This is a genomic window from Mitsuaria sp. 7, assembly GCF_001653795.1.
Classification (GTDB): Bacteria; Pseudomonadota; Gammaproteobacteria; order Burkholderiales; family Burkholderiaceae_C; genus Roseateles.
In genome coordinates this window covers 5,699,147-5,724,587 of record NZ_CP011514.1, presented here as the reverse complement: position 1 = coordinate 5,724,587, position 25,441 = coordinate 5,699,147, and the positions used below count along the sequence as shown (strand labels likewise).

The following is a 25,441-nucleotide window of genomic DNA, read 5'->3' as shown; positions in this document are numbered from 1 at the left end:
CATGGCCGGAATGGCTGTGCTAGATTCGGCGACCGCCGTCCACCCTTACATGTCTTCGTCCGCCGCCACCAGTTCTGACTCCGGTTCCGCGGTCGCGAAACGACGCTGGTGGGCACGTTGCGCCCTCTGGCTCGGAGTGGCTTCCGCAGGGGTTTTCTCCCTGCTGATCGCGGCCTGGCTGGCCTTGCACTGGGCGATTCTGCCCCACATCGACGACTGGCGACCCGAGCTCGAAAAGCAAGCCACCCAGGCATTGGGGGTACCCGTCAAGATCGGCGCCATCAGCGCCAAATCCTCGGGCTGGATCCCCACGCTGGACCTGCGCGACGTCCGCATCACCGACGCCGCCGGCCACGAAGCCCTGCATCTGCCCCGCGTCAGCGCCGCGCTGTCGCCGCGCTCGCTGCTGGCCTTCGAACTGCGCTTCTCCCAGCTGCTGCTGGACAGTCCGGAGCTGCTGCTGCGCCGGGATGCCAAGGGTAGTGTCTACATCGCCGGTCTCAGCGTCGACGGCCCGTCCGACACGCAGGCCTCCGACAACGCCGCCGACTGGTTCTTCGAGCAGCATGAATTCGTCATCCTGCACGGCCGCATCCGCTGGGTCGACGAATTGCGCGCGGCGCCGCCGCTGGAGCTCTTCGACCTGAACCTGGTGCTGCGCAACGGTCTGCGCCGACACCGTCTGCGACTGGACGCGACGCCGCCGGCCGGCTGGGGCGAGCGCTTCACGCTGCGCGGCGAATTCACCCAGTCCCTGCTCGACCGACCCGGCGATCTGCAGCGCTGGAGCGGACAGCTCTTCGGCCACCTGCCGCGCACGGACGTCAGCGAGCTGCGTCGCTACGTGGACCTGCCTTTCGAGCTCAACGAAGGCGACGGCGCGCTGCGCGCCTGGCTGGACGTGGATCGCGGCGAGCCGCGCAGCCTGACCCTGGACATGGGCCTGCGCGCGGTGAAGCTGCGCGTCGCGCCGGGGCTGCCGGAACTGGCGCTGGCGCAGATCGGCGGCCGGCTGGTGCTCAAGCAGACACCGCAATCGCTGTCGCTGGAGGCCAAGGGACTCGGCTTCCAGGCGGGCGACGGCCTCGACTGGCCGCGGTCGGACTGGCTCCTGGATGTGAAGCGCGACCCCAAGACCGGCGCGTTGACCGGCGGCGACTTCCAGGCCCAGCAGCTGGACCTGACCCTCGGCGCGCAGATCCTGGCCCGCCTGCCGCTGGCCGAGGCGCAGCGCCAGTTGATCTCCGACATGAAACCGGGCGGCCTGCTCAACGCGCTGCAGTTGCACTGGGACGGCTCACTCGACGCGCCGCGCAGCTACCGCGCCAAGGGCCAGTTGCAAGGTCTGCATCTGACCGCGGCGGCGCCGGAGCCGCCCGCGGATCCCGGCTCTGCCCCCCCGACCGGCCGACCCGGCGTCAGCGGCGCCGATCTGCAGTTCGACGCGAACGAGCAGGGCGGCACGGCCACGCTGGCGATCAAGGACGGTGACGTGACGCTGCCGGGTGTCTTCGAGGAAGCCACCCTGCCGCTGAAGCAGGCGGAGGCCACCCTGCGCTGGCAGGCGCAGCGCCCAGCCGCCCTGGCGGGCAAGCGCGCGCCGCCCACCATCCCGGTCGCGGCGCCGGTCACCCGACCGCTGGCGGCGGCCTCGGTCGCGAGCGCCGCCTCGGCGCCGTCGGAGCCCCGCACGCGCTGGTCGGTGCAGTTCAACGGCGTCCGGATCGTCAACGACGACCTGCGCGCGGAGATCGACGGTTCCTGGCAGAGCGGCGAGGGCAAGCGGGCGCACGACGCCGGCAAGCTCGACCTGACCGGCCGCATCGAGGAGATCAGCGCGCCGCGCGTGCTGCGCTACCTGCCCGCCTCGATGGGTCACGAAGCGCGACGGTATGTCCGCGACGCGATCCGCGACGGCTCCGTCCAGAAGATCCAGGTGCGGCTGCAGGGCGACCTGCTCGACTTCCCCTTCGACGCGCCGCGCAGCAAGGGGCAGTTCCGCGTGGCCGGACAGGTCCGCAACCTGAACCTGGCCTACGTCCCCAGCCACCCGGCCGACGACGAGCATCCCGCCTTCCAGTCGCCGTGGCCCGTGATGGAACAGCTGGACGCCGAGCTGATCTTCGACCGCGCGTCCATGAGCATCCGCAACGCGAAGACGAAGCTGATGGGCGTGGAGGTGTTCAACGTCCAGGGCACGATCCCCGATCTCTACCACCACGCACCGGTGCTGGAGATCGACGGCCAGGCGCGCGGCGCGCTGGTCGACGGCCTGCGCTACGTGAAGGGCTCGCCGGTCGCGGCGCTCACCAGCCACGTGCTGGACAACACGACCGCCACCGGTCCGCTGGCGCTCAAGCTCAACCTGCGGTTGCCGTTGATGCACATCGACGACACGACGGTGAAGGGCCTGGTCACGCTGACCGGCAACGACGTGCGCATCCGGCCCGACACCCCGATGCTGGGCCAGGCGAAGGCCCTGGTGAGCTTCGACCAGAAGGGCCTGCAGATCCGCGGCGGTCAGGCGCGCGTGCTGGGCGGCGACGCCACCTTCGACGGCGGCAGCCAGCCTGACGGCTCGATGCGTTTCTCGGCGCTGGGCACGGTGACGGCCGAGGCGCTGCGCAACGCGCCGGAACTGGGGCTCCAGCAGGTCGCGTCGGTGATGACGGGTCAGGCCGCGGTGCGTTTCGATCTGGGCGTGCTCCGGGGCGGGCAGACCGAGGTCACCGTCGCCAGCCCGATGCAGGGCATCACAGTCAACCTGCCGGCGCCGATGCACAAGGCCGCTGACGAGACCTGGCCCCTGCGCGTGGCCACGCGGTCAATCGCAGCGCCGGCCGGCACGCAGCGCGAGGAGCTGCGCGTCGAGGCCGGCCCGGTGCAGGCGCTCTACCAGCGCGACGTCACGACGCACGAAGCCAAGGTCCTGCGCGGCGCAGTCGCCGTGCGCGAGAAGCTGCCCGAACTGCCGGCGCAGGGCGTCGTCGCCCGCGCCACCTTCGACCAGTTCAACGCCGACGCCTGGCAGACGGCGCTGCCGGCGCTGACCGGCTCCAAGGACGGCGCCGCGCTCGACAGCGCCACCGACGGCATGGCCGAAGGCGGCTATGCGCCCTCGCAACTCACGCTCAAGGCGCAGACGCTGCAGGTCTCCGGCCGCACGCTGAACGGCGTCAGCGCCGGCATCTCGCACGACGCCGGCGCGGGCTGGCGCGTCTCGATGGATGCGCAGCAGCTCAGCGGCCTGATCGAGGTGCGGGCCGCCAAGCCCAACCAGCCGGGCCGCGTCTATGCGCGGCTGTCGCGCCTGTCCGTCCCGCGCAGCGACGTCGACGGCGTCGAGCAACTGCTCGACAAGCAGCCGAAGTCGGTGCCGACGCTGGACATCGTCGTCGACGACTTCGAGCTGCGCGGCAAGCGGCTGGGCCGGCTCGAGATCGACGCCCAGCAGCAGAGCGACGCGCGCGACTGGCACCTGGGCCGGCTCGTGCTGAAGAGCGCGGACGCGACGCTGAGCGCCTCCGGCAAGTGGGCGCCCGAGGCGGGTCAGGCCTTGCGCCGGACCGAACTCGACTGGAAGCTGGACGTCGTGGACGGCGGGAAACTGCTGGAGCGGCTCGGCCAGGGCCAGGTCTTGCGCGGCGGCAAGGGCGAGCTGACCGGCAAGGTCTCGTGGCAGGGCTCGCCGCTGTCGCCGGACTACGCGAGCATGAGCGGCCAACTGAATGTCGAGATGGAGAAGGGCCAGTTCCTCAAGGCGGAGCCCGGCGTCGGGCGGCTGCTGGGCGTGCTGAGCCTGCAGTCCATCCCGCGGCGGCTGATGCTGGACTTCCGCGATGTGTTCGCGGAAGGCTTCGCCTTCGACAACGTCACCGGGGACGTCAGGATCGGCAAGGGCGTCGCCCGCAGCGACAACCTGCGCATGAAGGGCCTGCAGGCCGCGGTGCTGATCGAAGGCAGCGCGGACCTCGCCGCCGAGACGCAGGACCTGCACGTCCTGGTCCTGCCCGAGATCAATGCCGGCGGCGCGGCGCTCGCCTACGCGGCGGTGAATCCGGCCATCGGGCTGGGCGCCTTCCTGGCGCAGTGGCTGCTGCGCAAGCCGCTGGCCGCGGCCAACAGCGAGGAGTTCCGCGTCACCGGCACCTGGTCCGATCCCCGCATCGAGCAGCTGCCGCGACGCGCCCAACCGCAAGGCAGCTACAACAGCACGGCCACCGCGCAAGGAGAGACCGCCCCATGAGCACGCCATCCCACAACGCCGGCCCGCGCACCGCCGCGCCGGTCACCATCGCCGCGGTCCAGATGGTCTCCGGCACTCGGCTGGAGGAGAACCTCGAGCGGGCGCGCCACTGGATCGGCGAGGCGGCCCGGCAGGGCGCCGCGCTGGTGTCGCTGCCCGAGTACTTCTGCCTGATGGGCCACAAGGACACCGACAAGCTGCCCTTCGCCGAACGGCCCGGCGACTTCGACGCGCCCATCCAGGGCGCGCTCAGCCGCGCGGCGCGCGAGCACGACGTGTGGATCCTCGGCGGCACGCTGCCGATGGCGATCGACAACGCGCCGGTGCCGGCGGAGCGGGTGCGCAACACCACCTGCGTCTTCGCGCCGGACGGCTCGCTGACCGCGCGCTACGACAAGCTCCACCTCTTCTGCTACGACAACGGCCGCGAGCGCTATGACGAGGCCCGCGTGCTCGAGGCCGGCGAAGCGCCGGTGACGGTCGACGCCGCGATCCCTGGCGGCGCGACGCTGCGTGTGGGCCTGTCCATCTGCTACGACCTGCGCTTCCCGGAGCTGTACCGCGCGATGAGCTTCAGCGGTGAACGACCGCTCGACCTGATCAGCGTGCCGGCGGCCTTCACCTTCACGACAGGTCAGGCGCATTGGGAGCTGCTCCTGCGCGCCCGCGCGGTCGAGAACCAGGCCTACGTCATCGCCGCCGCGCAGGGCGGTACGCACGAGAACGGCCGCCGCACCTGGGGCCACAGCATGATCATCGACCCGTGGGGCGAGGTCCTGGCCTGCGTGCCCGAAGGCGAAGGCCTGGCGGTCGCCAAGATCGATCCCGCGCGCATCGCGCAGGTGCGCGAGCAACTCCCGGCGCTGCAGCACCGGCGGCTCTGAGCGCCTCAAGCGCATTAGGCGCATTAGGCGCACCAAGCCTCGAACTCTGAGCCTCGAAAGCGGTCCACTTCGGGCGATCGACGCCCGCTTCGCGGAGGCAAGATGCCCGGCATGATCGACCGCCGCCCCGCTCCTTTCCGTTCCGCGATGGCCCTGCTGGCTGCCGCGGCGTGCGCCTGCGCGCTGCTGGCGGGATGCGGCACGCCGGCCCGTCCGCTGGAGTCGTCGTTGACCGACATGGACTCGCTGCAGCTGCGCTCCTGGCTCAGCCCGCAGCTGCGTCGCAACATCGACCTGCTGCCGGTCAGCGGCGGTCAGGAGACCTCGCGGTGGTGGGGCAGCCGCATCAACGCGATGACCTTGAACCAGACCTACCAGGAGTCGTTCCGGCGCCTGGGTCTGATGCCGGACGTTCCCGACACGGGGCGCTACCAGTTGCAGGTCGAGGTGCTGGCGCTGGCGCAGCCGAACGTGCCGGTGCTCCCGGAGGTCGCCCTCTCCATCCGCTACACCTTGACGGAGCGTGCGGCCGGCGGCGGCAAGGTGCTGTATCAGCGCACGCTGCGCACGACGCAGAAGGCCGGCATCGACGACAGCCTGAATCCGAGCGAGCAACTGCGCATCGCCACGGAATCTGCGCTGCGCAACAACATTGCGGATCTCGTCAGAGAGCTCGCATCGCTCGCTCTTCCGGTCTGATCAGTCCTCGCTCTCTGACTCCCTCTCCCGCTTGCGGGAGAGGGCAGGGGTGAGGGCCTGCAGCCTCACGCAAGAACTGACCCTCAGCGCAGGATGTGCGTCGGGCTGAGTGGCCTCCCCTTCGTGGAAATCTTGCTGACTGCCACCTCCGCTGGCCCTCACCCCCACCCTCTCCCGCAAGCGGGAGAGGGAGTCCGACCGAGGTCCGGCGTGGAGAAGACGCTCTTTCCGTTATTCGAATTCAGCAGATTCCCCACCTCGGCATATGCATATAAGCATTGATTGCTTGCCAAACGCCGGGTAATCCCTAAGCATCACGGTTTCCGCCCCAAAGAGGCGCACGACGGCAACGGGTGTCACCTGCCGCTAGCGTCCTTCATCTGTCCGTGATCGAACTCCAAAGCCTGCACAAATCGTATGACGTCGAGGGTCGCCGTGTTCCGGCGCTCCAGGGCGTGGATCTGAAGATCGAATCGGGCGAGGTGTTCGGCATCATTGGCGCGTCGGGCGCGGGCAAGAGCACCTTGCTGCGGGTGATCAACCTGCTGGAGCGACCGGACAGCGGCCGCGTCTCGGTGGCCGGCCAGGATCTGCAGGCGTTGGACGCCGCCGGCCTGCGCGCCGCGCGGCAGAAGATCGCGATGATCTTCCAGCACTTCAATCTGTTGAGCTCGCGCACCGTGGCGCAGAACGTCGCCTGGCCGCTGCGCATCGCCGGCTGGGACGAGGCCAGGATCGCTCCGCGCGTGCAGGCGCTGCTGGCCCGGGTGGGTCTCGCCGACCAGGCGGACAAGTACCCCGCGCAGCTGTCGGGCGGACAGAAGCAGCGCGTCGGCATCGCCCGCGCGCTGGCGCTGGACCCGCAGGTGCTGTTGTGCGACGAGGCCACCAGCGCGCTCGATCCCGAGACCACGCGCTCGATCCTGGACCTGCTGGCCGAGCTCAACGACGAGCTGAAGCTGACCATCGTCCTGATCACGCATGAGATGGATGTCGTCCGCCGCGTCTGCGATCGCGTCGCGGTGCTCGAAGCCGGCCGCATCGTCGAGCAGGGACCGGTGGCGCAGGTCTTCCTCCACCCCCGTTCGGGGACGGCCAGACGCTTCGTGCTGGCGTCGGAACATGTCGACGAAGGCGAGCAGCGCGACGACTACGCGCATGTCGCGGGCAGCCTCTGGCGCCTGACCTTCTTCGGCGAACGCACCTATGAACCGCTGCTGGGCGAGGTCGCCCGCCACGCCAATCTGGACTTCGGCATCCTGGCCGGCCGCATCGACCGCATCAAGAAGCAGCCCTACGGGCAGTTGACGATCGCCGTCAGCGGCGGCGACCACGCCGCCGCGCGCCAGCTGCTGGCCGAGCGCGGCGTGCAGGTCGAGGAGCTGCGCGCATGAGCCTCGCCGCCACCCCTTCCCTGCTCGACACCCTGCGCGCCATCGACTGGCCCGAGATCGCCACCGCCGGCGGCGACACGCTGCTGATGCTGGGCGGCTCGCTGCTGTTCACCGCGCTGCTCGGCCTGCCGCTGGGCATCGCGCTCTACCTGTTCGACCGCGACCGGCTGGTGTCCTCGCCCAAGGTGTACACGCTGCTGTCCCTGGTCGTGAACGTGCTGCGCTCGCTGCCCTTCGTGATCCTGCTGATCGTCCTCATCCCGTTCACGCTGCTGGTCACCGGCACCTCGCTGGGCGTGGCCGGCGCGATCCCGCCGCTGGTCGTCGGCGCGACACCCTTCCTGGCCCGCCTGGTCGAGACCGCGCTGCGCGGCGTCGACCGCGGCATCGTCGAAGCCGGCCTCGCGATGGGCGCCAGCACCCGCCAGATCGTGTGGCAGGGCCTGCTGCCCGAGGCGCTGCCCGGCCTCGTCTCCGCGCTGACCGTCACCGCGATCACGCTGGTCGGCTACACGGCGATGTCCGGCGTCATCGGCGGCGGCGGCCTGGGCGACCTGGCCATCCGCTTCGGCTACCAGCGCTTCCAGACCGAGGTCATGGTCGTGACCGTCGTGCTGCTGCTGATGCTGGTGCAACTGCTGCAGATGTTCGGAGACTGGCTCGTCGCCCGCGTCTCCCATCGCTGAACCCTGCCTCCCCCTTCCATCGCCGGGCGCCCCAAGCAGGCATCCGGCACCGTCCCTCAGAGGAGTTTTACCCATGAAGAAGCTGTTCACCGCCGCCGTCGCGGCCCTGTCCCTGGCTGCCGCCGGCACCGCCGCCGCCGAGAAGCTGACCGTCGCCGCCACCGCGGTGCCGCATGCCGAGATCCTGAACCTGATCAAGCCCGAACTGGCCAGGCAGGGCGTGGAACTCGAGGTCAAGGTCTTCACCGACTACGTCCAGCCCAACGTGCAGGTCGCCGAGAAGCGCCTGGACGCCAACTTCTTCCAGCACAAGCCGTATCTGACCGAGTTCAACAAGGGCAAGGGCACGCACCTGGTCGCCGTCGCGGCGGTGCATGTGGAGCCCTTCGGCGCCTACTCGACCAAGCACAAGACCCTGGCCGCGCTGCCCGAAGGCGGCACCGTCGCGATCCCGAACGACCCGACCAACGGCGGCCGCGCGCTGCTGCTGCTGGACAAGGCCGGCGTGATCAAGCTCAAGGACAAGGCCAACATCCTGTCCACGACCAAGGACATCGCCGACAACCCGAAGAAGCTGAAGTTCCGCGAGATCGGGGCCGCCACGCTGCCGCGCATCCTGCCGCAGGTCGACCTGGCGCTGATCAACACGAACTACGCGCTGGAAGCCAAGCTGAACCCGTCCAAGGACGCGCTGGCGATCGAAGGCGGCGAGTCCCCGTACGCCAACTGGCTGGTCACGCGTGACGACAACCAGAACGCCCCCGCCGTGAAGAAGCTGGCCGCCGCGCTGCAGACCGACGCGGTGAAGAAGTTCATCCAGACCCAGTACAAGGGCGCGGTCGTTCCCGCGTTCTGACAGCGAAGCCGACCGGGAGGTCGGTCGAGTTTGGGCGATATCCGCCGCAGAGCGCCCCGCACACGCGGGGCGCTTTCATTTGGGCTGGAGAACCCGCGCATTTGTGCCGCATAGCGAACGACGCTTCTTGGCACCATGGCGGACTCCTCCCATGCCCTGGTCCTGCGCTCGCGCGAGCGCAAGACCTGCCCCCTCCGTGCCTGAACTCTCCGCGGTCCTGCCGCAGTTCTTCCTGCTCCGCGACGGCGCCCCGACGCTGCTGCTCACCGGCCGCTACGACTGGTCGCTGGTGCTGCTGTCGCTGGTCGTCGCCTCGCTGACCTCGGCGCTGGCGCTGCAGGTCGCGGGCGTGGCCAAGCCGGCCAAGGGCTGGCGCCGCCAGGCCATCCTGGCCACCGGCGCACTGGCCCTGGGCGGCGGCATCTGGTCGATGCACTTCATCGGCATGCTGGCCTTCCAGCTCTGCGCGCAGATCTCCTTCGACGCCCACATCACCGCGATCTCCATGGTCCCGGCGCTGATCGCGTCCTGGGTCGCGCTGGCGCTGCTGGCGCGCCATCAACTGGAGACGTGGCGGCTCATCGTCGGCGGCGTGCTCGTCGGCGCCGGCATCGGCGCGATGCACTACACCGGCATGGCGGCGATGGAGATGTCCGTCGCGCTGCGCTACGACCCCGTCTGGTTCGGCGCCTCCATCGTCGTGGCGGTGCTGCTGGCGATGCTGGCGCTGTGGATCCGCTTCGGCCTGGCCGGCCGGATCCACCGCCACTGGGCGATCGCGCTGGGCGGCGTCGTCATGGGCTGCGCCATCGCGGGGATGCATTACACGGCGATGGGCGCGGCGCGCTTCGTCGGCCTGGGGGACGGCCCCTGCAATTCGAGCATCGAGAACGCCGGCTGGCTCGCGCTGGCCGTGACCGTGATGGCGCTGGCCATCAGCGCGATCACCGCCGGCGCCAACGGGCTGCTGGCGCTGCGTCGCCTCAACACCGACCTGATGGACGAACGTCGCCGCATGATGGCGATGGAGCAGGCGCTGCGCGACAGCGAGACCAAGTACCGCACCGTCATCGCCAACAGCCCGGGCGTGACCTTCCGCTGCCGCCTGGACGCGAACTGGTCGATGCTGCTGATCAACGACGCCGTCGAGGAACTGACCGGCTGGTCCGCGCAGGACTTCCTGGACGGCGCCCAGCACTTCGCCGCGCTGATCCACCGCCACGACCAGGAGCGCGTGAACGCGGCCGTGGAGACGGCCGTCGCCGCGGACGCGCCCTACTCGATCGAGTACCGCGTCCACACCCGCGAGGCCGGCGAGCGCTGGGTCTCCGAGCGCGGCCGCGCGGTGCGCGACGCGGGCGGCAAGCCGCAGTGGATCGACGGCGTGATCCTCGACATCACCGAACCCAAGCGCCTGCAGCGCCAGCTCGAGGAGGCCAAGGAACGCGCGGAGTCCGCCGCCGCGGCCAAGAGCGCCTTCCTGGCCAACATGAGCCATGAGATCCGCACGCCGATGAACGCCATCCTGGGCTTCACCGAACTGCTGCTGGACACCACGCTGGCGGACTCGCAGCGCCGCCACCTGACGACGGTGCGCGGGTCGGCGCGTTCGCTGCTCTCGCTGCTCAACGACATCCTGGACACCGCCAAGCTCGACAAGGGCGCGATGGAGCTGGAGGTCGTCGACTTCTCGCTGCGCACCGTCTGCGAGCAGGCGCTGAATTCGTTGAAGCTGCTGGCGCAGCGCAAGAGCCTGGCGCTGTACCTCGACTATCCGGGCGCCGAGCCGCGCTTCTTCAAGGGCGACCCGCTGCGCGTGCAGCAGGTGTTGCTGAACCTGGTCGGCAACGCGATCAAGTTCACCGAGCGCGGCATGGTCACGCTGCGCATGCGCCAGGAGGGCGGACAGATCCACCTGGCCGTCATCGACACCGGCATCGGCATCGCCGCCGACCGGCTGGACCGGATCTTCGACGCCTTCGCGCAGGCGGACGCCTCCACGACGCGCCGCTTCGGCGGCACGGGCCTGGGCACGACGATCTCGCGCCAGCTGGTCGAGCGCATGGGCGGCCGCATCACCGTCGAGAGCGAAGTCGACCAGGGCAGCACCTTCCACGTCTGGCTGCCGCTGTCGGCGGGCGACGCGTCGCGCGCCGAGTCCGATGAGACCGAGGTCGCCGTCACGCTGCCGCCGCTGCGATTGCTGGTGGCGGACGACGTGGCGCAGAATGGCGAGCTGCTGCAGATCATCCTGGGCCGCGAGGGCCATCAGGTCACTCTGGCCTCGGACGGGTTGCAGGCGCTGAAGGCCTTCTCGGACGAGCGCTTCGACGCCGTGCTGATGGACGTGCACATGCCCTTGCTGGACGGCCTGGGCGCGACACGCCGGATCCGCAACTTCGAGCACGCGCAGGGTCGCGGCCACACGCCGGTCGTCGCCCTGACCGCCAGCGTGCTGGAGGAAGACCGCCAGGCGGCGCTGGCCGCCGGCATGGACGGCTTCGCGGTCAAGCCGGTGGAACCGGCCCGGCTGTTCGCCGAGATCGCCCGCGTGCTGGGCTTGACGCCGGGACGCTCGCCGGCCTCGGCCGGGCCGGTGCCGGCGACGCGCCACTCGAACGATGCCCGCATCGCCGATGCTTCCAGGGGCCCGTTGGATTGGCAACAGGGCCTGCGCCTGTGGGGCAGCGTGACGGCCTGGCAGCGCGGCTTGCGCCGCTTCGCCGAGGAACAGCGCGAAGGCGTCGCGCGTCTGCACCAGCTGACGCACACGCGGCAATGGATCGAGATGCGCGGGCTGGTGCACCGATGGCGCGGCGTGGCCGGCAGCCTGGCGATGCCGGGACTGCTCGCGGCGGCGCAGCCCGTCGAGACGGCGCTCCGGCTCGGCAGGCAGGAGGACCTGATGGCGCTCGTGGACACCCTCGCGCTGGCGCTGCAGAACACGCTGGACGCGGTCGCGGAACTCGACGGCACGCCGTCCGGTTTCGCCGCCAGCGCCTCCATGCCCTTGGCGGAACCGTCCGCGACCGCAGTCGCCGTGGCGCAGGAACTGCGCGAGAAGAAGACGCTGATCGACCGGCTGGCCGCCGCGCTCAAGCGCAGCGAGCTCGACGACGAATCGCTGGCCGCGCTGCGGTCCGCCTTCGGCGCGGACCGCGTGGGGCCGCTGACGCAGGCGCTGGACGATTTCGACTTCGACGCGGCGCTGCTGCTGCTGCAGTCGCTGCGCACGCAGCTGAGCACGGCCGCCGCTGCGGCGTCCGGTGCGCGGGATTGACTCCATGATGGCCGACCATCGCCCCAAGCTGCTGCTCGTCGACGACGAGCCCGCCAACCTGCAGGTGCTGCGGCACGTGCTGCAGGACGACTACCGGCTGCTGTTCGCGCGCGACGGGCAGAAGGCGCTGGAGCTCGCGAAGACCGAGTCCCCGCAGCTGATCCTGCTGGACATCATGATGCCGGGCATGTCGGGCCTCGACGTCTGCCGCGTGCTGAAGTCGCAGCCGGGCACGAAGCGCACGCCGGTGATCTTCGTCACCGCGCTGGCCGACTCGCGCGACGAGACCGAAGGTTTCGAAGCCGGCGCGGTGGACTACATCGCCAAGCCGGTGAGCCCGCCGGTCGTGCGCGCGCGGGTGCGCACGCACCTGTCGCTGGTGCGCGTCGACGAGCTGCGCGAGACGCGGCTGCAGATCGTGCAGCGGCTGGGCCGCGCGGCCGAATACAAGGACAACGAGACCGGCTGGCACGTCGTGCGGATGAGCCACTACGCCCAGTTGCTGGCGCTGGCCGCCGGCTGGACCGACCAGGAGGCGGACGACCTGCTGCACGCCGCGCCGATGCACGACGTCGGCAAGCTGGGCATCCCCGACGCCATCCTGCAGAAGCCGGGTCCGCTGACCGAGGCCGAATGGACGGTGATGCGCCGCCATCCGGCCATCGGCGCCGAGATCCTCGGCGACCAGACGACCGGACTGCTGGGCCTGGCGCGCCGCGTCGCGCTGGGTCACCACGAGAAGTGGGACGGCAGCGGTTATCCCGAAGGGCTGGCCGGCGAGGCGATCCCGCAGGAAGCCCGCATCGTCGCCATCGCCGACGTCTTCGACGCGCTGACCAGCATCCGGCCCTACAAGCCGGCGTGGCCGATCGAGCAGGCCGTCGAGCACCTGCGCGCGCAGGCCGGCCGGCACTTCGATCCGGCGCTGGTCGAGCTCTTCATCGGCGTGCTGCCGCAGGTGCTGGAAGTGCGGGAGCGCTTCCTGGAAGAGGGCTGAGCGGCGGGGTCGGCGTCCAGGCCGCGAAGCGATTGGCGCCCGCCCGCAGGTTCGGGTGCACGACGGCCCTGCGAGAGGGAAGCTCGGTCCCGAGGTAGGCCCACTGGTCACTGTCGCGGGCATCGGTCGGGAACACGCTGGCAGTCCCCTCGGCGCCGGACGATATCCGTCGGAAGAACTCGACCCGGTCGCTGTAGGGGTTGTCGTAGAAGCGCACGTCACCGATCCGGGCCTCCCTCGCACGGTCTGCACCGGACGGCTGCTCGATCAGACGACCCGCCAGGACCAGCGCCTCCTCCTTCAGCCCCCTCGCCATCAATTCGCGATAGATCGCGGGCCAGAAGGCGCTCAAGCGGAGGTGGACCTGATCGTTGGTGACCAGGCCGACAAGCCGGTCGTGGAGTTCCCCGCGCGACGCCAGCAGCCCCCCGCCACTCGTGCCCGGCGTGTATGGGAATTCGACGTGAAGTCCGCCGCGCCGCGACCGGGCGAGCGTGCCCGCCGCGCTCCAGACGCGTGTGATCTCGTCCGTCGCCGTTCCCACGGTGAGCAGCAAGGTGTCGTCGATCAGTCGGTCCGGAACGATCTCCCCGTTCATCGCGCGCTTGAGCGATCGTCCGAGGTGATCGACGCCCGGCCCGTCATCGGGCGGAAGTGGAAAGTCACCGACGTCGAAGCGCTGAGGCTCGGCCGCGCGTAGCGAGCGTACCGAGCGATAAGTCAGGGGACGGTCACCGAGGGTGGCGTAGATCTCGCTCGTCGAGTCACGCACCTGCACGTAAGTGCCGAACCGGTTCAACTCCGCCGCTGGACGTGCCTCCGACGGGCGATGGCGGGGCCGCTGCGGCACACGGATGCTCAAGTCTGTCGGGGAGACGGCGCGGTCCTGGATCAGCCAGGTCTCCTCTCGATAGCTGGGCAAGGGAGTCATTCCGTCGTTCAGGGCCGACAACGGCTGATCGAGCACGAACAAGGCCAGCTGCCGCCCGGGCATCGCGCCGTAGGTGACGGGTGCATCGTTGAGATCGACCATCACCTGCCCGGAGAGTGCCTCACCGGTCGACCATTGCCGCATGGTGAAAGCATCGGTGCGCCGCAGGGGGCGCACGTGTCCGAGGCAGTAATAGCTGGAGATGGCGACACGCGGCGTGACCAGCGTGGCCGAACAGGTCTCATCGCCCAACAACCAGGGTGGCAGGGTCGACGCGCCAGCGGCGCCGCCGATCAGCCAGGACAGACCCGCCAACCACAGGCGCGGAAATCGACAACGGAACTGCAAGACAACTCTCCTCGCGCCTCTGACAGCGAGGCGCCAGGAACGATTCTTCGTTGCCTCGCCGGGCGGCTCAATGACCTTCACCCCTGGCGACCTCGCCCTCGACCTCCCTTCTTCAGGCATCCGCGACAGGTCCAGGTCAGCGCGGCATCGAGACAAGAGTTATGACCTGCCCCCACACCGTGATGCTCGCAATCCCCAGTCGCCGCGGCCGGGCGTGCGCGCGGCCGGAATAATGCGCGCCCATGGTGCTCAACTTCATCTGGATCGGGTTCTTCCTGATCGGCTTCGCGGTCGCGCTGGCGCGGCTGGTCCAGGGCGACCTGACGATCTTCACGCAGGTGCTGTCCGGCATCTTCGACACGGCCAAGACCGGCTTCGACATCTCGCTCGGCCTGGTCGGCGTGATGAGCCTGTGGCTGGGCCTGATGAAGGTGGGCGAGAACGCCGGCGTGATCCAGCTGTTCGCCCGCGCGATGGGACCGTTCTTCGGCCGCATCTTCCCGGAGGTGCCGCGCGGCCATCCGGCGGGCGGCTCGATGGTCATGAACTTCTCGGCCAACATGCTGGGGCTGGACAACGCCGCCACGCCGCTGGGCCTGAAGGCGATGAAGGAGCTGCAGGAGCTCAATCCGCAGAAGGACACCGCCAGCAACGCGATGGTCATGTTCCTGGTGCTGAACACCGCCGGCATCACGCTGATCCCGACCACGGTGATCGCGATCCGGCAGGCGATGGCGGTGGACCAGGGGCTGGTCGGGTTCAACGCGGCCGACATCTTCCTGCCGACGCTGATCGCGACCTTCATCTCGTTCATGTCGGGGCTGATCGCCGTGGCCTGGGTGCAGCGCATCAACCTGTTCAGCGCGCCGGTGCTGGTGTTCGTCGGCGGCTTCATCGGGATCATGGCGGCCGTCTTCGGCTGGCTGCACAGCTATCCGCCGGAAGTGATGTCGCAGTACATCGGCGTGCTGGGCAGCGGCGTGATCCTGACCATCATCGTGATGTTCATCGCCGTCGGCGCCTGGCGCCGGATCAACGTCTACGAGTCCTTCGTCGAAGGCGCCAAGGAAGGCTTCGGCGTCGCGGTGCAGATCATTCCCTACCTGATCGCGATCCTGGTGGCGATCTCGGTGTTCCGCACAACGGGCTGCATGGAATTCGTCGTGCGCGGCATCGCCGCCGGCGTGGGCGCGTTGGGTCTGCCGACCGACTTCGTCCCGGCGCTGCCGGTCGGGCTGATGAAGACGCTGTCGGGCAGCGGGGCGCGCGGGCTGATGGTGGACGTGCTCAAGACCTACGGCGTCGACAGCTTCGAGGGCAAGCTCGCCGCGATCATCCAGGGCTCGACCGAGACCACCTTCTACGTGCTGGCCGTCTACTTCGGCAGCGTCAACATCAAGAAGACGCGCTACGCGCTGACCTGCGGGCTGCTGGCCGACGTCGTCGGCCTGGTGGGCGCGATCCTCGTGGGGTACTGGTTCTTCAAGTGACAGGGGGCTGCGGCCTGTTCGGCTTATTGCCCCGTGCGACCGCCGCAGTCCACCCCCTTCACCTGCCGCGACACCGGCAGATCCGCGCCGCGATAGGCCCAATGCCGGCTGTCGGGCGCGTCTGCCGGGATGTCCTCGTACAGCCCCTGCTCGTTCACCTGCTTCAACTCGAAGTACTCGATCTTGTGCTGTCGCTCGTTCCATCGCGCGAAGATCTCGCCGACTTTCCCACCCGCGCGGTCCATCGCCCAGCTCTTGAAAGAGGCCGATGCGGACGCCCGGTCCGGCAGATCGGTGCCGAGGAACTCCCACTGGGCGTTGTCCTGCGAGCCGGACGGAAGCGGGCCGTAACGATGCTGTGGATCCGTGGCGACCAGGCGGAAGAACTCGAACAGCTCCCTGGCCTTGTTGAAGCGCGGATAGATGCTGCCGATCGTGCCGCGGTTGCCGAAGGCGCCCAATTCGAAAGTCTCGGGAGAGAGCGCCGCCCGATGCCGCTCCTCGTCGGTGCCCCAGTCCATCGCGGCCCGTTCGTAGGGGTTCAGCCGCTTCATCGCAAACGCCAAGGCGTCGTTGCGCGCCCCGCTCTTCAGCAACTGTCGATAGAGCGATCGGTCGGCTCCGTCCAACGACACACCCGGGTGCTCTCTGGAGACCCTGTGGTGGGCGACCATGCCCATGAACCATTCGACGCCATCGTCTTCCTGGAAGATCCCCATCCCCCGGAAGTACACCGGGCTGCTGCCGTGCGTCCACGGAGGAACGCGGATGTCGCTGACGGCGGGGATCCCGGCCTCGAAGCTGCGTTTGACGACGTTGCCAGTGAAGGCAGGAGGAATCCCGAAGAGCGTCATGCTTCCCAGCTGCTCCTGCAGTTGCGACGCCCTCCAATAGGAGGGAAGGGGCGCGGCTCGCCGTCCGCTGTCCTGGTCGAGCAGCATCACGCTGAAGTGCTCCCGGGGACCGCGGATCACGATGGCCTTGGCGGACGCTTCGAAGTTGTTGTTGAAGAACCTGACCGAATGGGCGACCTGATGCCGGTCTTCCCCCCACGCGCAGACCTGCGGCACAAGGACCACCCTGGCGCCGATGAGCGTGCCACTGCAGGCGGGGTGGCCCACCGGATGGACGAGCCACTCCGGGGCCAAAGCGCGGCTCAGGGTCTGGCTGGCCGAGCGCCAGGACTTCGGTGGATCTTCCCCGGGCGAGGCCTGGGCACCTGCCGCCGTGAGAAGCACCGAGGCCGCCAGGACGATCGGCGCAGCGAAGGACTCGAATATTCTTTTCATGAGGACCTTTCCGTAGGACTGTGCAGTGCGGCTTGACACCGTTGCCACGTGTTAGTCCCCGAACAGCCCTCGCGTATGCACGTGAATCGCCGGTCACCTCGTCTTGAAAAAGGGGGGCGGCGGCGCGCGCCTCACTCGACGCGGTCGCGTCCGTTCGCCTTCGCGCGATAGAGCGCCGCGTCAGCGCGCGCCAGAAGCGCGTCCACGCTGACGTCGCCCGCCTGCGCACAGGCCACGCCCAGGCTCGCCGTGCACGGCGGGATGCCCGGCTCGGGCACATGCGTGGCGAGCGCGGCGCGCACGCGTTCGGCCGACGCATGCGCGGCTTCGGCATCGGTGGACGGCAGCAGGATCACGAACTCCTCGCCGCCGTAGCGGCCGAGCCGGTCCGTCGCGCGCAGCTGCTCCCGCATCACCGCCACCGCGCCGGCCAGCACGCGGTCGCCGGCCTGGTGACCGTGCCGGTCGTTGACCAGCTTGAAGTGGTCGATGTCGAGCAGCAGCAGCGACAGCGGTTGCCCGTAGCGACGCCAGCGGTCGAATTCCTCACCCCCGGCCTGCAGCACCGCGCGACGCGTCAACGCGCCGGTCAGCGCGTCGCGGGTGGCGAGCAGCTCGAACTCCTCGCGCACGCGTTCGCTGGCCATCAGCAGCACGCCCACGCTCAGCAGCAGCACGCTGAAGCAGTAGCTCGCGATGTAGGCCGTCTGCACCGTCGTCATCGCGAAGCGCGACGATTGCGTGCCGTCGACCCAGAACGTCGCCGCGCCGCGCGCGACGAGCACGAGCGCCTGCAGCAGCAGCGTGGCGCCGATCAACCGCGCCGCGAAGCCGCGGCCGTCGCGCAAGATCAGCCGCGCATGCGCGAGCACGCAGGCGGTCATCGTTCCGGTGAAGACGACCATGCGGACGCGGTAGTCCGGCCAGACCAGGAACCAGGTCAGCACGGCCAGGCTGAGCAGCGCGACCGCGCCCCACAGGCGCCAGGTCACGCGCTGGCCGAAAAAGCGTTGCGAGCCGAAATAGAACAGCCCGCAGCCGGCGAGCAGCAGTGCGTTGCCGGTCTGCGCCACGGCGATTTCCGGCAGCAGGCCCTGCAGCGAGTAGACGCCGGCCGCAAGCGCGCAGGTCATCGGCGCGAGGGCCCAAAGCAGCAATCCGCGGATCGTCGGCGGATAGTTACGCCGCACGCCGAGCAGCACCGCACCCAGGACAGCGGCCATCAGCGCGGTCATGACGGTGATCGAGCGGGGATCGAGCTGCATGTGACGGGCAGTGTAGGTCTCGCTCGTGACGGGACTTTCGCCGCCGGATCGCCAACCGGCCGTCGTCGCGGCGTTCCTGTCGACCCGCGGTCACCAACCGCCCGGACGTCTACATCGACTTGAACAGGTGCACGTAGGCGCGGCTGACCGGCAGCTCGTTCGCATGGCCGCGCACGCGCACGAACAGCCGGCTCAGCTCGTCGCGGCGCGTGCCGCTCACATGGTCCAGGTTCACGATCGTCGAGCGGTGCACCTGCCAGAAGCGCTCGCCGTCGAGCTGCGCGATGAGTTCGTGGATGGGCGTGCGGATCAGGTACTCGGCGGTCGCCGTCTGGACGCAGGTGTACTTGTCGTCGGCGCGGAAGAAGAGCACCTCGTCGACGGGGACCTGGTGCATCAGGTCGCCCTGCGTCGCGCGCACCCAGCGCAGCGGTCCGGCCGGCTTCGCCGTCGTGCTGCCCGGCACATGCAGGCGCTGCAGCGCGGCGAGCAGACGTGCGTCCACGCCGTCGTCGCCTGACGCGTCCGCATCCCGCTTCGCCAGCGCGCGGCGGATCCGCTCGACGGTGCGACCGAGCCGTTCCGCCTCCACCGGCTTGAGCACGTAGTCGATCGCCTCCTGCTCGAAGGCCTGCACCGCGTACTGGTCGTAGGCGGTGACGAAGACGACACGCGTCGCGCCCTCGATGCCTTCGGCGACCTCAAGTCCCGTCAGGCCCGGCATCTGGATGTCGAGGAAGGCCAGGTCCGGCTGAAGCGCCGCGATCTGCTCGGCGGCCTCCTGGCCGTTGCGGGCGATGTGGACGATGTCGAGCTCCGGCCAGACGGCGTTCAACTGCGCCGCGAGCGCGCGCGCCAGGTGGGGTTCGTCGTCGGCGATCAGCGCGGTGAAGGCGGCGGGAGTGGTGATGGTCATGGTCGATGACGGGAGAGAGAGGAATCAGACATCCAGCGGCACGCGCAGCGTGACGCGGCAACCGGGCTCGGCGGGTTCGAGGGTCAGCGAGGCGCGGTCGCCGTAATGCGTCATGAGCCGCTCGCGCAGGTTGTCCAGCGCGATGCCGTTGCCGGCGCGGCGCGAGGCACCGGGGCCGACGCCGTCGTCGCGCACCTCGATCACCAGGAAGCCGTCGCGCAGCGCGGCATCGACGCTCACGGTGCCGCCGTCGATCTTGGGCTCGAGCCCGTGATGGACCGCGTTCTCCACCAGCGGCTGCAGCAGCATCGGCGGCAGCGGCACGAGGCGGGCCTCCGGCGTGGCGTTGATCTCGAAGCGCAGGCGGTCTTCCATCCGTGTCTGCAGCACGGTCAGGTAGGCGGTGGCCAGGGACAACTCGTCGTCCAGCGGCCCCGTCTCACGCCGCAGGCCGCCCAGCGACGCCCGCAGGTAGGCGGTGAAGGCGCCCAGCATCTCCTTGGCCTTGGGCGCGTCGTAGTCGATCAGCGAGTGGACGTTGGCCAGGGTGTTGAAGAGGAAGTGCGGCTCGATCTGGCCTTGGAGCAGCCGCAGCTGCGCCTCGGTGGCGCGGCGCTCCGCCTTGAGCTGGCGGTTCTTCGACGCGAACCAGTGATGCAGCACGAAGGTGATGCACAGCGAGAGCGCGGAGGTGATGCCGATGATCTTCCCGCCCTGGGACCAGTCCATGCGGACCCAGTCCGCCAGGCCCGCCAGCCACATGCCCGACACCCAGCCGATCAGCACGCCCAGCAGCGGCACCGCGGAGAAGAACACCGTGCGCTGCCAGTCCGCCCAGGTGCGGATGCGGGCGCGGCCGCCGAAGAGCGGCACGAAGATCGTGAACAGCGTCTGGATGATCAGGCCGATGGTCAGGCAGACGATGACGTTCTTCCAGTACCACCAGGCCCAGATCGCAGGGTCGGTCCAGCGGGCGCTGCGCGCGTTCAGCACGAAGCCCAGGACCGTGAAGCCGACGGCCAGCGTGCAGGAGAACAGCACGGTCCACACCCACTGCAGCCAGCCGGGGCCGCTGGGCTGGGCATCGTTGCTCAGCCACGCGTGCCACGAGGCGCGCAGTCGGCGGGCATCGCGCCAGAGGGGACGGGACGGGGCGGGAGTCATGCGGCGCAGTGTAGGGAGCCGTCATGGCGGCCCGTCCCGGGGAAACGACGGATCGACAGCGCGCCGGGCGGATCGACGGCGCAGGGGGTGGACGGCAGCCAGCCGGTGCTGGTCTTCGTGATCCGAACGTGCCCTGACCTTTGACAGTGACCGGGACGTGTGGTGTCCAATAGCCCGCACATTCCCGGAGACCCGCATGAGCTACATCCTGCTGATCAACGAACCTGTCGGCCAGCGCGAGGCGCGCACGCCGGAGGAAGGCCGCGAGGCCTACGACCGCATGACCGCCTACGCCGACCAGCTGCAGGCCAAGGGACTGCTGCACGCGGCACAGTCGCTGCAGTCGGTCAACGGCTCGACGCGGGTCGCCAAGCGCGACGGCCGCATGACGACCATCGACGGCCCGTTCGCCGAGGCCAAGGAGATGGTCGGCGGTTTCTTCTGGCTGAACGTGACGACGCGCGAGGAAGCGCTGGCGATCGCCCGCGAATGCCCGGCGGCGGAGTGGTGCACGGTGGAGGTCCGATCCATGGTGCCGTGCTACGCGGAGTCGAAGGCCTGAAGGTCCTGAAGAATCTTTCGACGACCGTGCCGGGGTCTGTCGAAACCGGCGGAGCCCGACCGTCGTGGGAGTGTGGACCCCCACCGCATTCCCCTAAACACCCGCCAGGAGCTTCGTCATGCGCCACAAGCAGATCTTCGTGAACCTTCCCGTCAAGGACGTCGAGCGCAGCAAGCGCTTCTACGGCGCGATGGGCTACGAGTTCAATCCGCAGTTCTCCAACGAGCAGGCCTTGTCGATGGTCATCTCGGACGACATCTACGCGATGCTGCTGGTGGAGGAGTTCTTCCAGACCTTCACGCCGCGCAAGATCTCGGACGCGCACACGACGACCGAGGTACTGACCTGCCTGTCCTGCGAGAGCAAGGCGCAGGTGGACGAGCTGATCGCCAAGGCGCTGGCCGCTGGCGGCACCGTGCCGCGCGCGCCGCAGGACATGGGCTTCATGTACTCGCAGGCGTACGCGGATCCGGACGGGCACATCTGGGAGCTGATGTACATGGACATCACGCAGTTCCCGGGCGCCTGATCCCGGGCGGGCGCGATCGCCCGGCATGCGGAGCGGCATCCCCGCGTCCGAGGCCGTACGATCGCGCGCATGACCGACGAGACCCATCGCGCGATCACGACCGTCTGGCGGCAGGAGTCCGCCAAGATCATCGGTGCCCTGTCGCGGCTGACGCGCGACGTCCCGCTGGCGGAGGAACTGGCGCAGGACGCGCTCGTCGCCGCACTGGAGACCTGGCCCCGGCAAGGCCTGCCCGACAAGCCCGCGGCGTGGCTGATGACCACGGCCAAGCACCGCGCGCTGGACCGGCTGCGCCACGTGAAGCTGAGCGGCGACAAGCTGGAGCAGCTCGGCCATGAGCTCGACGCGCGCGAGGCGATGATCGTGCCGGACTTCGTCGACAGCCTGGATGACGATCGCGCGGCGCGCGAGATCGGCGACGACGTGCTGCGGCTGATGTTCTGCGCCTGCCATCCGGTGCTGAGCCTGGAAGCGCGCGTGGCGCTGACGCTGAAGATGGTGGCCGGTCTGACGACGGGCGAGATCGCCCGTGCGTATCTGCAGTCGGAGCCGACGGTGGCGCAGCGGCTGGTCCGCGCGAAGCGCACCCTGGGCGAGGCGAACATACCGTTCGAACTGCCGCGCGGCGAGGCACTGACGGAGCGGCTGTCCGCCGTGCTGGAAGTGCTCTACCTGATCTTCAACGAAGGCTACGCGGCGACCAGCGGCGAGCGCTGGATCCGGCAGGACCTGTGCGACGAGGCGCTGCGGCTGACGCGCATGCTGGTGAAGCTCGCGCCGCGCGAGGGCGAGGTGCTGGGCTTGCTCGCGCTGATGGAGCTGCAGTCCTCACGCGCCGCGGCGCGCGTCGATGCGCAGGGACAGCCGGTGCTGTTGCTGGAGCAGGATCGATCGACCTGGGACGCGGCATCGATCGAACGCGGTCTGACGGCGCTGGAAGCCGCGGACCGCCTGGCTGCCGAGTTGAACGACGGTCAAGGCCTGGGACCGTACGCGCTGCAAGCGGCGATCGCTGCCTGCCATGCGCGGGCGCGCCGCGCCGAAGACACCGAATGGCCGCGCATCGCCGCGCTCTACGAAGCGCTCTCGGTACGGCAGCCGTCGCCGGTAGTGGAACTCAATCGCGCCGTTGCGCTGTCGATGGCTTTCGGTCCCGCAGTCGGTCTTGAGATCGTCGACCGCCTGATGGAGGAACCCGCGCTGAAGCAGTACCACTGGCTGCCCAGCGTGCGCGCGGACCTGCTGTCGAAGCTCGGCCGCAATGCCGAAGCGAAAGAGGAATTCGAACGCGCCGCCGCGATGACCGGCAATGAGCGCGAAAAGGAACTGCTGCTCAAGCGGGCGAGGGAGCAGGGGCACTGAGGCCCCTGCGGGTCAGAACACTTCAACACCGGCGAGTTCCGCAGCAGCCCGCAGTCCTTTGTCCGCCGTGGCGAGCACTGCGTTCTTCTCGATCGCGAGCGCCAGGTACAGCGCGTCGAAGCCCTGCACGTTGTGCTGCAAGGCGAACTCCACCTGCTCCGGAAGCGGCATGACATCCTCGTCCATCGCAATCGGATAGAAGTCGAGAAGCTCCGCGTACATCTGAAGTTCCTCCTCCGGCCAGCCTTGTGCACGTCCACGCTTCAGCAGGGTGTACGCGCACTCTGCGGTGAAGACATACGGCGCGATGAGACGCGCCTCCTTCAACGCCGAAGCTTCAGCCAGACGCCCCGCATAGCGGTGAAGCGACTCGCTGTCCTTGCGCAGCGCCAGCCATCCGAGCGCCACATTCGAGTCAACGACAACGGTCTTCATCGCGAGTCTCCCGAGTCCACGCCACGACATCGCCGCCTCCTCGCGGCTCTTCTAAGAGCTGACGATGCTTCGAGTAAATCTCGAGCATCCGTTCAGGGGCGTCATATCGCATGTGCCCCTTGTCCGCCCCGGCCGGCGGGGGCGTGAAACGCCCCTCCTCACGAAGGCGGATCAGACGGTTGATCGCTTCGAGCTGACGCCGGGCCGTGATGGAGTAGGGCCCTGGAATCACATCGAAGGCATTCGACACTCGATCCAGGATGGGCAAAGTGGTTGGGGGGAGCGACGGCGTGTTGTGAGCCGCAGCGTCCATCAGCAGAGTCATGAAGCCTCCTAACGGCAAATTGCAGAAGAGGCGTTCATTCTTGGCTCGGGTCTGAGGGGTCGACTTTCACCCACGGCGTTTTTTCGGCGAAACCGCCACGCAGGTTCTTGCGTATCTGATCGAAACACGCGCGGTTGGCGCGCAGGATCAATCCGGCGAATCGCCCTCGCCTTCGCTCTCATCGGTGAGCCACGTGCCCGCCATCGCGGCGCTCTTGCGCTCGCGCTTGGCGGCGTACATCGCGGCGTCGCTGCGCGCCATCAGCGTCTCCAGCGTGTCGCCCTCCTGGCGCTGCGCGGCACCGATGCTGATGCTCACCTGCAGGCCTTCGGACACCGTGCTCCAGTCGTGCTTGCGCACCGCCTCGTCGAGCCGGAGGCAGGCCTGCTGCGCGATCTCTTCCGTCGCACCGCGCAGCAGCAGCACGAATTCGTCGCCGGCCAGACGCGCGGCGATGTCGTGCTCCCGCACGTGCTGCCGCATCAGTCGCGCGATCTGGCTCAGCACCTGGTCGCCGACCAGGTGCGAGTGCCGGTCGTTGACCTGCTTGAAATGGTCCACGTCGATCAGCGCCAGGCTCACCACGCCGCCACCCGCGAGCTGCGCCCGCGCGTGATCCTCGAAGCTGCGGCGATTCGCCAGCTCCGTCAACGGATCCTCCATCGACAGCTTCTCCAGCCGCAAGGCCTCGTCCGCGAGCTGCGCGCGGTCGCGCTCGCTGCGGCGCGCGTCGAGCTGCCATTGCACCGTCGCCTCGCGGCTCGCGAGGCTGGCGATGCGCACGCGCGCCTCGCGCTCGCGCAGCGCGCGCATCCGTTGCAGCGCGCGTTGCGGCTGCCCTTGCTGTTCCTCGATCTGGCTCGCGATCAGCTCGCCGAGCTGCGCCAGCGGCTCGTGCTGCACGGCGTCCGCCGCCGTCACTGTCTGCGCCGCCGCGCGCCGCGCCTGCGGCCACAGGCGGCGCGCCCAGGCGAGCTCCGCCTGCACCCAGCCCGCCAGCGCGACCAGCCAGTGGCGCTCCTGCTCCGGCAGCTGCGCGAGCGTCTGCTGCAGCTCCGGCTGCGCGTAGGCCGTGGCGCCCTTCCAGATCTGCGCCATCGTCTGCATCAGCGTCCACCAGCAGTGCGACTCGGCATCGCCTTCGGACAGCAGATGCCGTGCGTTGATCAGGTGGCCTTCGAGCGGGCCCAGCGGCGGCAGCTGGCCACGCTGCTCGCGCTCGCCGGCATAGGCAAGGAGTGACCCCAGCGCCAGCCACAGGCAGGCGATCAGCGGACTGATCCGCGGCTTGCTCGCATTGGCCGCATCGGCGGCCTGTCGCAGCACTTCGGCCGCCTTGTCGAAATTGCGCGCCCACACGTGGCAGGCGCCGAGGTCCTGCAGCGCCACCACCAGCGTGGCGCCGTCGCCGCGCGACTGCGCCAGCCGCAGGCCGAGCAGCGCCGCCTCGATCGCTTCCTCGTGGTGACCGGCGGTCGAGGCGCTGTGCGCCAGGACCGACAGCGCGCCGGCCTCGCCGACCGCATCGCCCTGCTGGCGGAACAGCCGGGCCGCGAGCTCGCTCCGCGCACGCGCTTCGCCGGGCCGGTGCAGCACGCGGTCGCAGCGCGCGAGGTGCAGCAGCGCCTGGGCGCGCTGCGCCTCGTCGCCCTCCTCCAGCGCCAGCAGCAGCCATTCCTCCCCGGGCGCCTGCGCGGCCACGGCGTCACCGGCCAGCAGCGCGGCGCGCGCTTGCCGGGACGGGTCGGAGTGCGGGTCCAGGAAGGGGTCGGAACGCAAGGGG

The 25,441-nt window shown here is 69.4% G+C and carries 20 protein-coding genes; 12 read left to right on the top strand and 8 right to left on the bottom strand.

Translation table 11 applies throughout. From position 1 onward, the window contains the following. Positions 1–136: 136 nt before the first annotated feature. The 8 genes from ABE85_RS25135 to ABE85_RS25100 all read left to right on the top strand — a co-directional run bounded on the left by ABE85_RS25135 (position 137) and on the right by ABE85_RS25100 (position 13,042). Positions 137–4,246: a YhdP family protein gene (locus ABE85_RS25135; RefSeq protein ID WP_067281334.1), complete on the top strand. Its 4,110-nt coding sequence runs from the start codon at positions 137–139 to the stop codon at positions 4,244–4,246. Continuing rightward, positions 4,243–5,130 (top strand): carbon-nitrogen hydrolase family protein, encoded by an 888-nt coding sequence (locus ABE85_RS25130; RefSeq protein WP_067281325.1) that lies wholly within the window; start codon positions 4,243–4,245, stop codon positions 5,128–5,130. The genes ABE85_RS25135 and ABE85_RS25130 overlap by 4 nt, the downstream gene beginning before the upstream one ends. 111 nt (positions 5,131–5,241) lie before the next feature. Then, positions 5,242–5,829 carry a hypothetical protein gene (locus ABE85_RS25125; protein ID WP_157522907.1) on the top strand — a complete coding sequence of 196 codons (588 nt, stop codon included), beginning with the start codon at positions 5,242–5,244 and terminating at the stop codon, positions 5,827–5,829. Positions 5,830–6,215: 386 nt separating this feature from the next. Continuing rightward, complete coding sequence (locus tag ABE85_RS25120; RefSeq protein WP_067281318.1) at positions 6,216–7,223, top strand: methionine ABC transporter ATP-binding protein; 1,008 nt, start codon at positions 6,216–6,218, stop codon at positions 7,221–7,223. Then, the gene (locus ABE85_RS25115) at positions 7,220–7,909 is read left to right on the top strand and encodes a methionine ABC transporter permease (protein WP_067281315.1); all 690 of its coding nucleotides are present in this window, start codon (positions 7,220–7,222) and stop codon (positions 7,907–7,909) included. The genes ABE85_RS25120 and ABE85_RS25115 overlap by 4 nt, the downstream gene beginning before the upstream one ends. 73 nt (positions 7,910–7,982) lie before the next feature. Then, complete coding sequence (locus ABE85_RS25110) at positions 7,983–8,765, top strand: MetQ/NlpA family ABC transporter substrate-binding protein (protein WP_067281313.1); 783 nt, start codon at positions 7,983–7,985, stop codon at positions 8,763–8,765. Positions 8,766–8,961: 196 nt separating this feature from the next. After that, positions 8,962–12,045: an MHYT domain-containing protein gene (locus ABE85_RS25105; protein WP_231993178.1), complete on the top strand. Its 3,084-nt coding sequence runs from the start codon at positions 8,962–8,964 to the stop codon at positions 12,043–12,045. Between the two features lie 4 nt (positions 12,046–12,049). Further along, on the top strand, positions 12,050–13,042 hold the full coding sequence (locus tag ABE85_RS25100; protein WP_067281311.1) for a two-component system response regulator: 993 nt from the start codon (positions 12,050–12,052) through the stop codon (positions 13,040–13,042). On the opposite strand, the gene ABE85_RS25095 is transcribed toward ABE85_RS25100, so the two are convergent. Then, the gene (locus ABE85_RS25095; protein ID WP_067281309.1) at positions 12,984–14,321 is read right to left on the bottom strand and encodes a hypothetical protein; all 1,338 of its coding nucleotides are present in this window, start codon (positions 14,319–14,321) and stop codon (positions 12,984–12,986) included. The two genes, ABE85_RS25100 and ABE85_RS25095, sit on opposite strands and share 59 nt — an antisense overlap. A 242-nt stretch (positions 14,322–14,563) precedes the next feature. On the opposite strand from ABE85_RS25095, the gene ABE85_RS25090 reads away from it, so the two are divergent. Next, a complete protein-coding gene (locus ABE85_RS25090; RefSeq protein WP_067281307.1) occupies positions 14,564–15,811 on the top strand; it encodes a nucleoside recognition domain-containing protein in 1,248 nt (415 codons plus the stop codon). 23 nt (positions 15,812–15,834) lie between these two features. Here the strand turns inward: ABE85_RS25090 and ABE85_RS25085 are convergent, their stop codons facing one another. From ABE85_RS25085 to ABE85_RS28605, 4 genes are all read right to left on the bottom strand, one after another. Continuing rightward, positions 15,835–17,148: a hypothetical protein gene (locus ABE85_RS25085; protein WP_157522904.1), complete on the bottom strand. Its 1,314-nt coding sequence runs from the start codon at positions 17,146–17,148 to the stop codon at positions 15,835–15,837. 83 nt (positions 17,149–17,231) lie between these two features. Further along, positions 17,232–18,365: a GGDEF domain-containing protein gene (locus ABE85_RS25080; RefSeq protein ID WP_067281301.1), complete on the bottom strand. Its 1,134-nt coding sequence runs from the start codon at positions 18,363–18,365 to the stop codon at positions 17,232–17,234. Between the two features lie 109 nt (positions 18,366–18,474). Beyond that, positions 18,475–19,281, bottom strand: coding sequence for a LytTR family DNA-binding domain-containing protein (locus ABE85_RS25075; RefSeq protein ID WP_067281299.1), 807 nt, complete (start codon positions 19,279–19,281; stop codon positions 18,475–18,477). 24 nt (positions 19,282–19,305) lie between these two features. After that, positions 19,306–20,445 (bottom strand): sensor histidine kinase, encoded by a 1,140-nt coding sequence (locus tag ABE85_RS28605; protein WP_067281292.1) that lies wholly within the window; start codon positions 20,443–20,445, stop codon positions 19,306–19,308. A 196-nt stretch (positions 20,446–20,641) separates the two neighbouring features. Here ABE85_RS28605 and ABE85_RS25065 point away from each other — a divergent pair, with 196 nt between their 5' ends. From ABE85_RS25065 to ABE85_RS25055, 3 genes are all read left to right on the top strand, one after another. Further along, positions 20,642–21,007: a YciI family protein gene (locus ABE85_RS25065; protein WP_067281290.1), complete on the top strand. Its 366-nt coding sequence runs from the start codon at positions 20,642–20,644 to the stop codon at positions 21,005–21,007. A gap of 118 nt (positions 21,008–21,125) precedes the next feature. Beyond that, positions 21,126–21,536, top strand: a complete 411-nt coding sequence (locus tag ABE85_RS25060; protein WP_067281287.1) for a VOC family protein — start codon at positions 21,126–21,128, stop codon at positions 21,534–21,536. 69 nt (positions 21,537–21,605) lie between these two features. Beyond that, the gene (locus ABE85_RS25055) at positions 21,606–22,898 is read left to right on the top strand and encodes an RNA polymerase sigma factor (protein ID WP_067281286.1); all 1,293 of its coding nucleotides are present in this window, start codon (positions 21,606–21,608) and stop codon (positions 22,896–22,898) included. Positions 22,899–22,910: 12 nt separating this feature from the next. Here the strand turns inward: ABE85_RS25055 and ABE85_RS25050 are convergent, their stop codons facing one another. From ABE85_RS25050 to ABE85_RS25045, 3 genes are all read right to left on the bottom strand, one after another. Next, positions 22,911–23,333 (bottom strand): type II toxin-antitoxin system VapC family toxin, encoded by a 423-nt coding sequence (locus tag ABE85_RS25050; RefSeq protein ID WP_067281285.1) that lies wholly within the window; start codon positions 23,331–23,333, stop codon positions 22,911–22,913. Further along, a complete protein-coding gene (locus ABE85_RS27795) occupies positions 23,314–23,658 on the bottom strand; it encodes a hypothetical protein (protein ID WP_157522901.1) in 345 nt (114 codons plus the stop codon). The genes ABE85_RS25050 and ABE85_RS27795 overlap by 20 nt, the downstream gene beginning before the upstream one ends. Before the next feature lie 147 nt (positions 23,659–23,805). After that, positions 23,806–25,437, bottom strand: a complete 1,632-nt coding sequence (locus ABE85_RS25045; protein WP_067281283.1) for a GGDEF domain-containing protein — start codon at positions 25,435–25,437, stop codon at positions 23,806–23,808. Between the last annotated feature and the right edge of the window lie 4 nt (positions 25,438–25,441).

Excerpts from the sequence above, each read along its gene's own strand:
- ABE85_RS25130 (WP_067281325.1), top strand. The coding sequence starts at position 4,243 with ATGAGCACGCCATCCCACAACGCCGGCCCGCGCACCGCCGCGCCGGTC.
- ABE85_RS25125 (WP_157522907.1), top strand. The coding sequence starts at position 5,242 with ATGATCGACCGCCGCCCCGCTCCTTTCCGTTCCGCGATGGCCCTGCTG.
- ABE85_RS25115 (WP_067281315.1), top strand. The coding sequence starts at position 7,220 with ATGAGCCTCGCCGCCACCCCTTCCCTGCTCGACACCCTGCGCGCCATC.
- ABE85_RS25110 (WP_067281313.1), top strand. The coding sequence starts at position 7,983 with ATGAAGAAGCTGTTCACCGCCGCCGTCGCGGCCCTGTCCCTGGCTGCC.
- ABE85_RS25100 (WP_067281311.1), top strand. The coding sequence starts at position 12,050 with ATGATGGCCGACCATCGCCCCAAGCTGCTGCTCGTCGACGACGAGCCC.
- ABE85_RS25090 (WP_067281307.1), top strand. The coding sequence starts at position 14,564 with ATGGTGCTCAACTTCATCTGGATCGGGTTCTTCCTGATCGGCTTCGCG.
- ABE85_RS25080 (WP_067281301.1), bottom strand. The coding sequence starts at position 18,365 with ATGCAGCTCGATCCCCGCTCGATCACCGTCATGACCGCGCTGATGGCC.
- ABE85_RS25075 (WP_067281299.1), bottom strand. The coding sequence starts at position 19,281 with ATGACCATCACCACTCCCGCCGCCTTCACCGCGCTGATCGCCGACGAC.
- ABE85_RS28605 (WP_067281292.1), bottom strand. The coding sequence starts at position 20,445 with ATGACTCCCGCCCCGTCCCGTCCCCTCTGGCGCGATGCCCGCCGACTG.
- ABE85_RS25065 (WP_067281290.1), top strand. The coding sequence starts at position 20,642 with ATGAGCTACATCCTGCTGATCAACGAACCTGTCGGCCAGCGCGAGGCG.
- ABE85_RS25060 (WP_067281287.1), top strand. The coding sequence starts at position 21,126 with ATGCGCCACAAGCAGATCTTCGTGAACCTTCCCGTCAAGGACGTCGAG.
- ABE85_RS25055 (WP_067281286.1), top strand. The coding sequence starts at position 21,606 with ATGACCGACGAGACCCATCGCGCGATCACGACCGTCTGGCGGCAGGAG.
- ABE85_RS25050 (WP_067281285.1), bottom strand. The coding sequence starts at position 23,333 with ATGAAGACCGTTGTCGTTGACTCGAATGTGGCGCTCGGATGGCTGGCG.
- ABE85_RS27795 (WP_157522901.1), bottom strand. The coding sequence starts at position 23,658 with ATGACTCTGCTGATGGACGCTGCGGCTCACAACACGCCGTCGCTCCCC.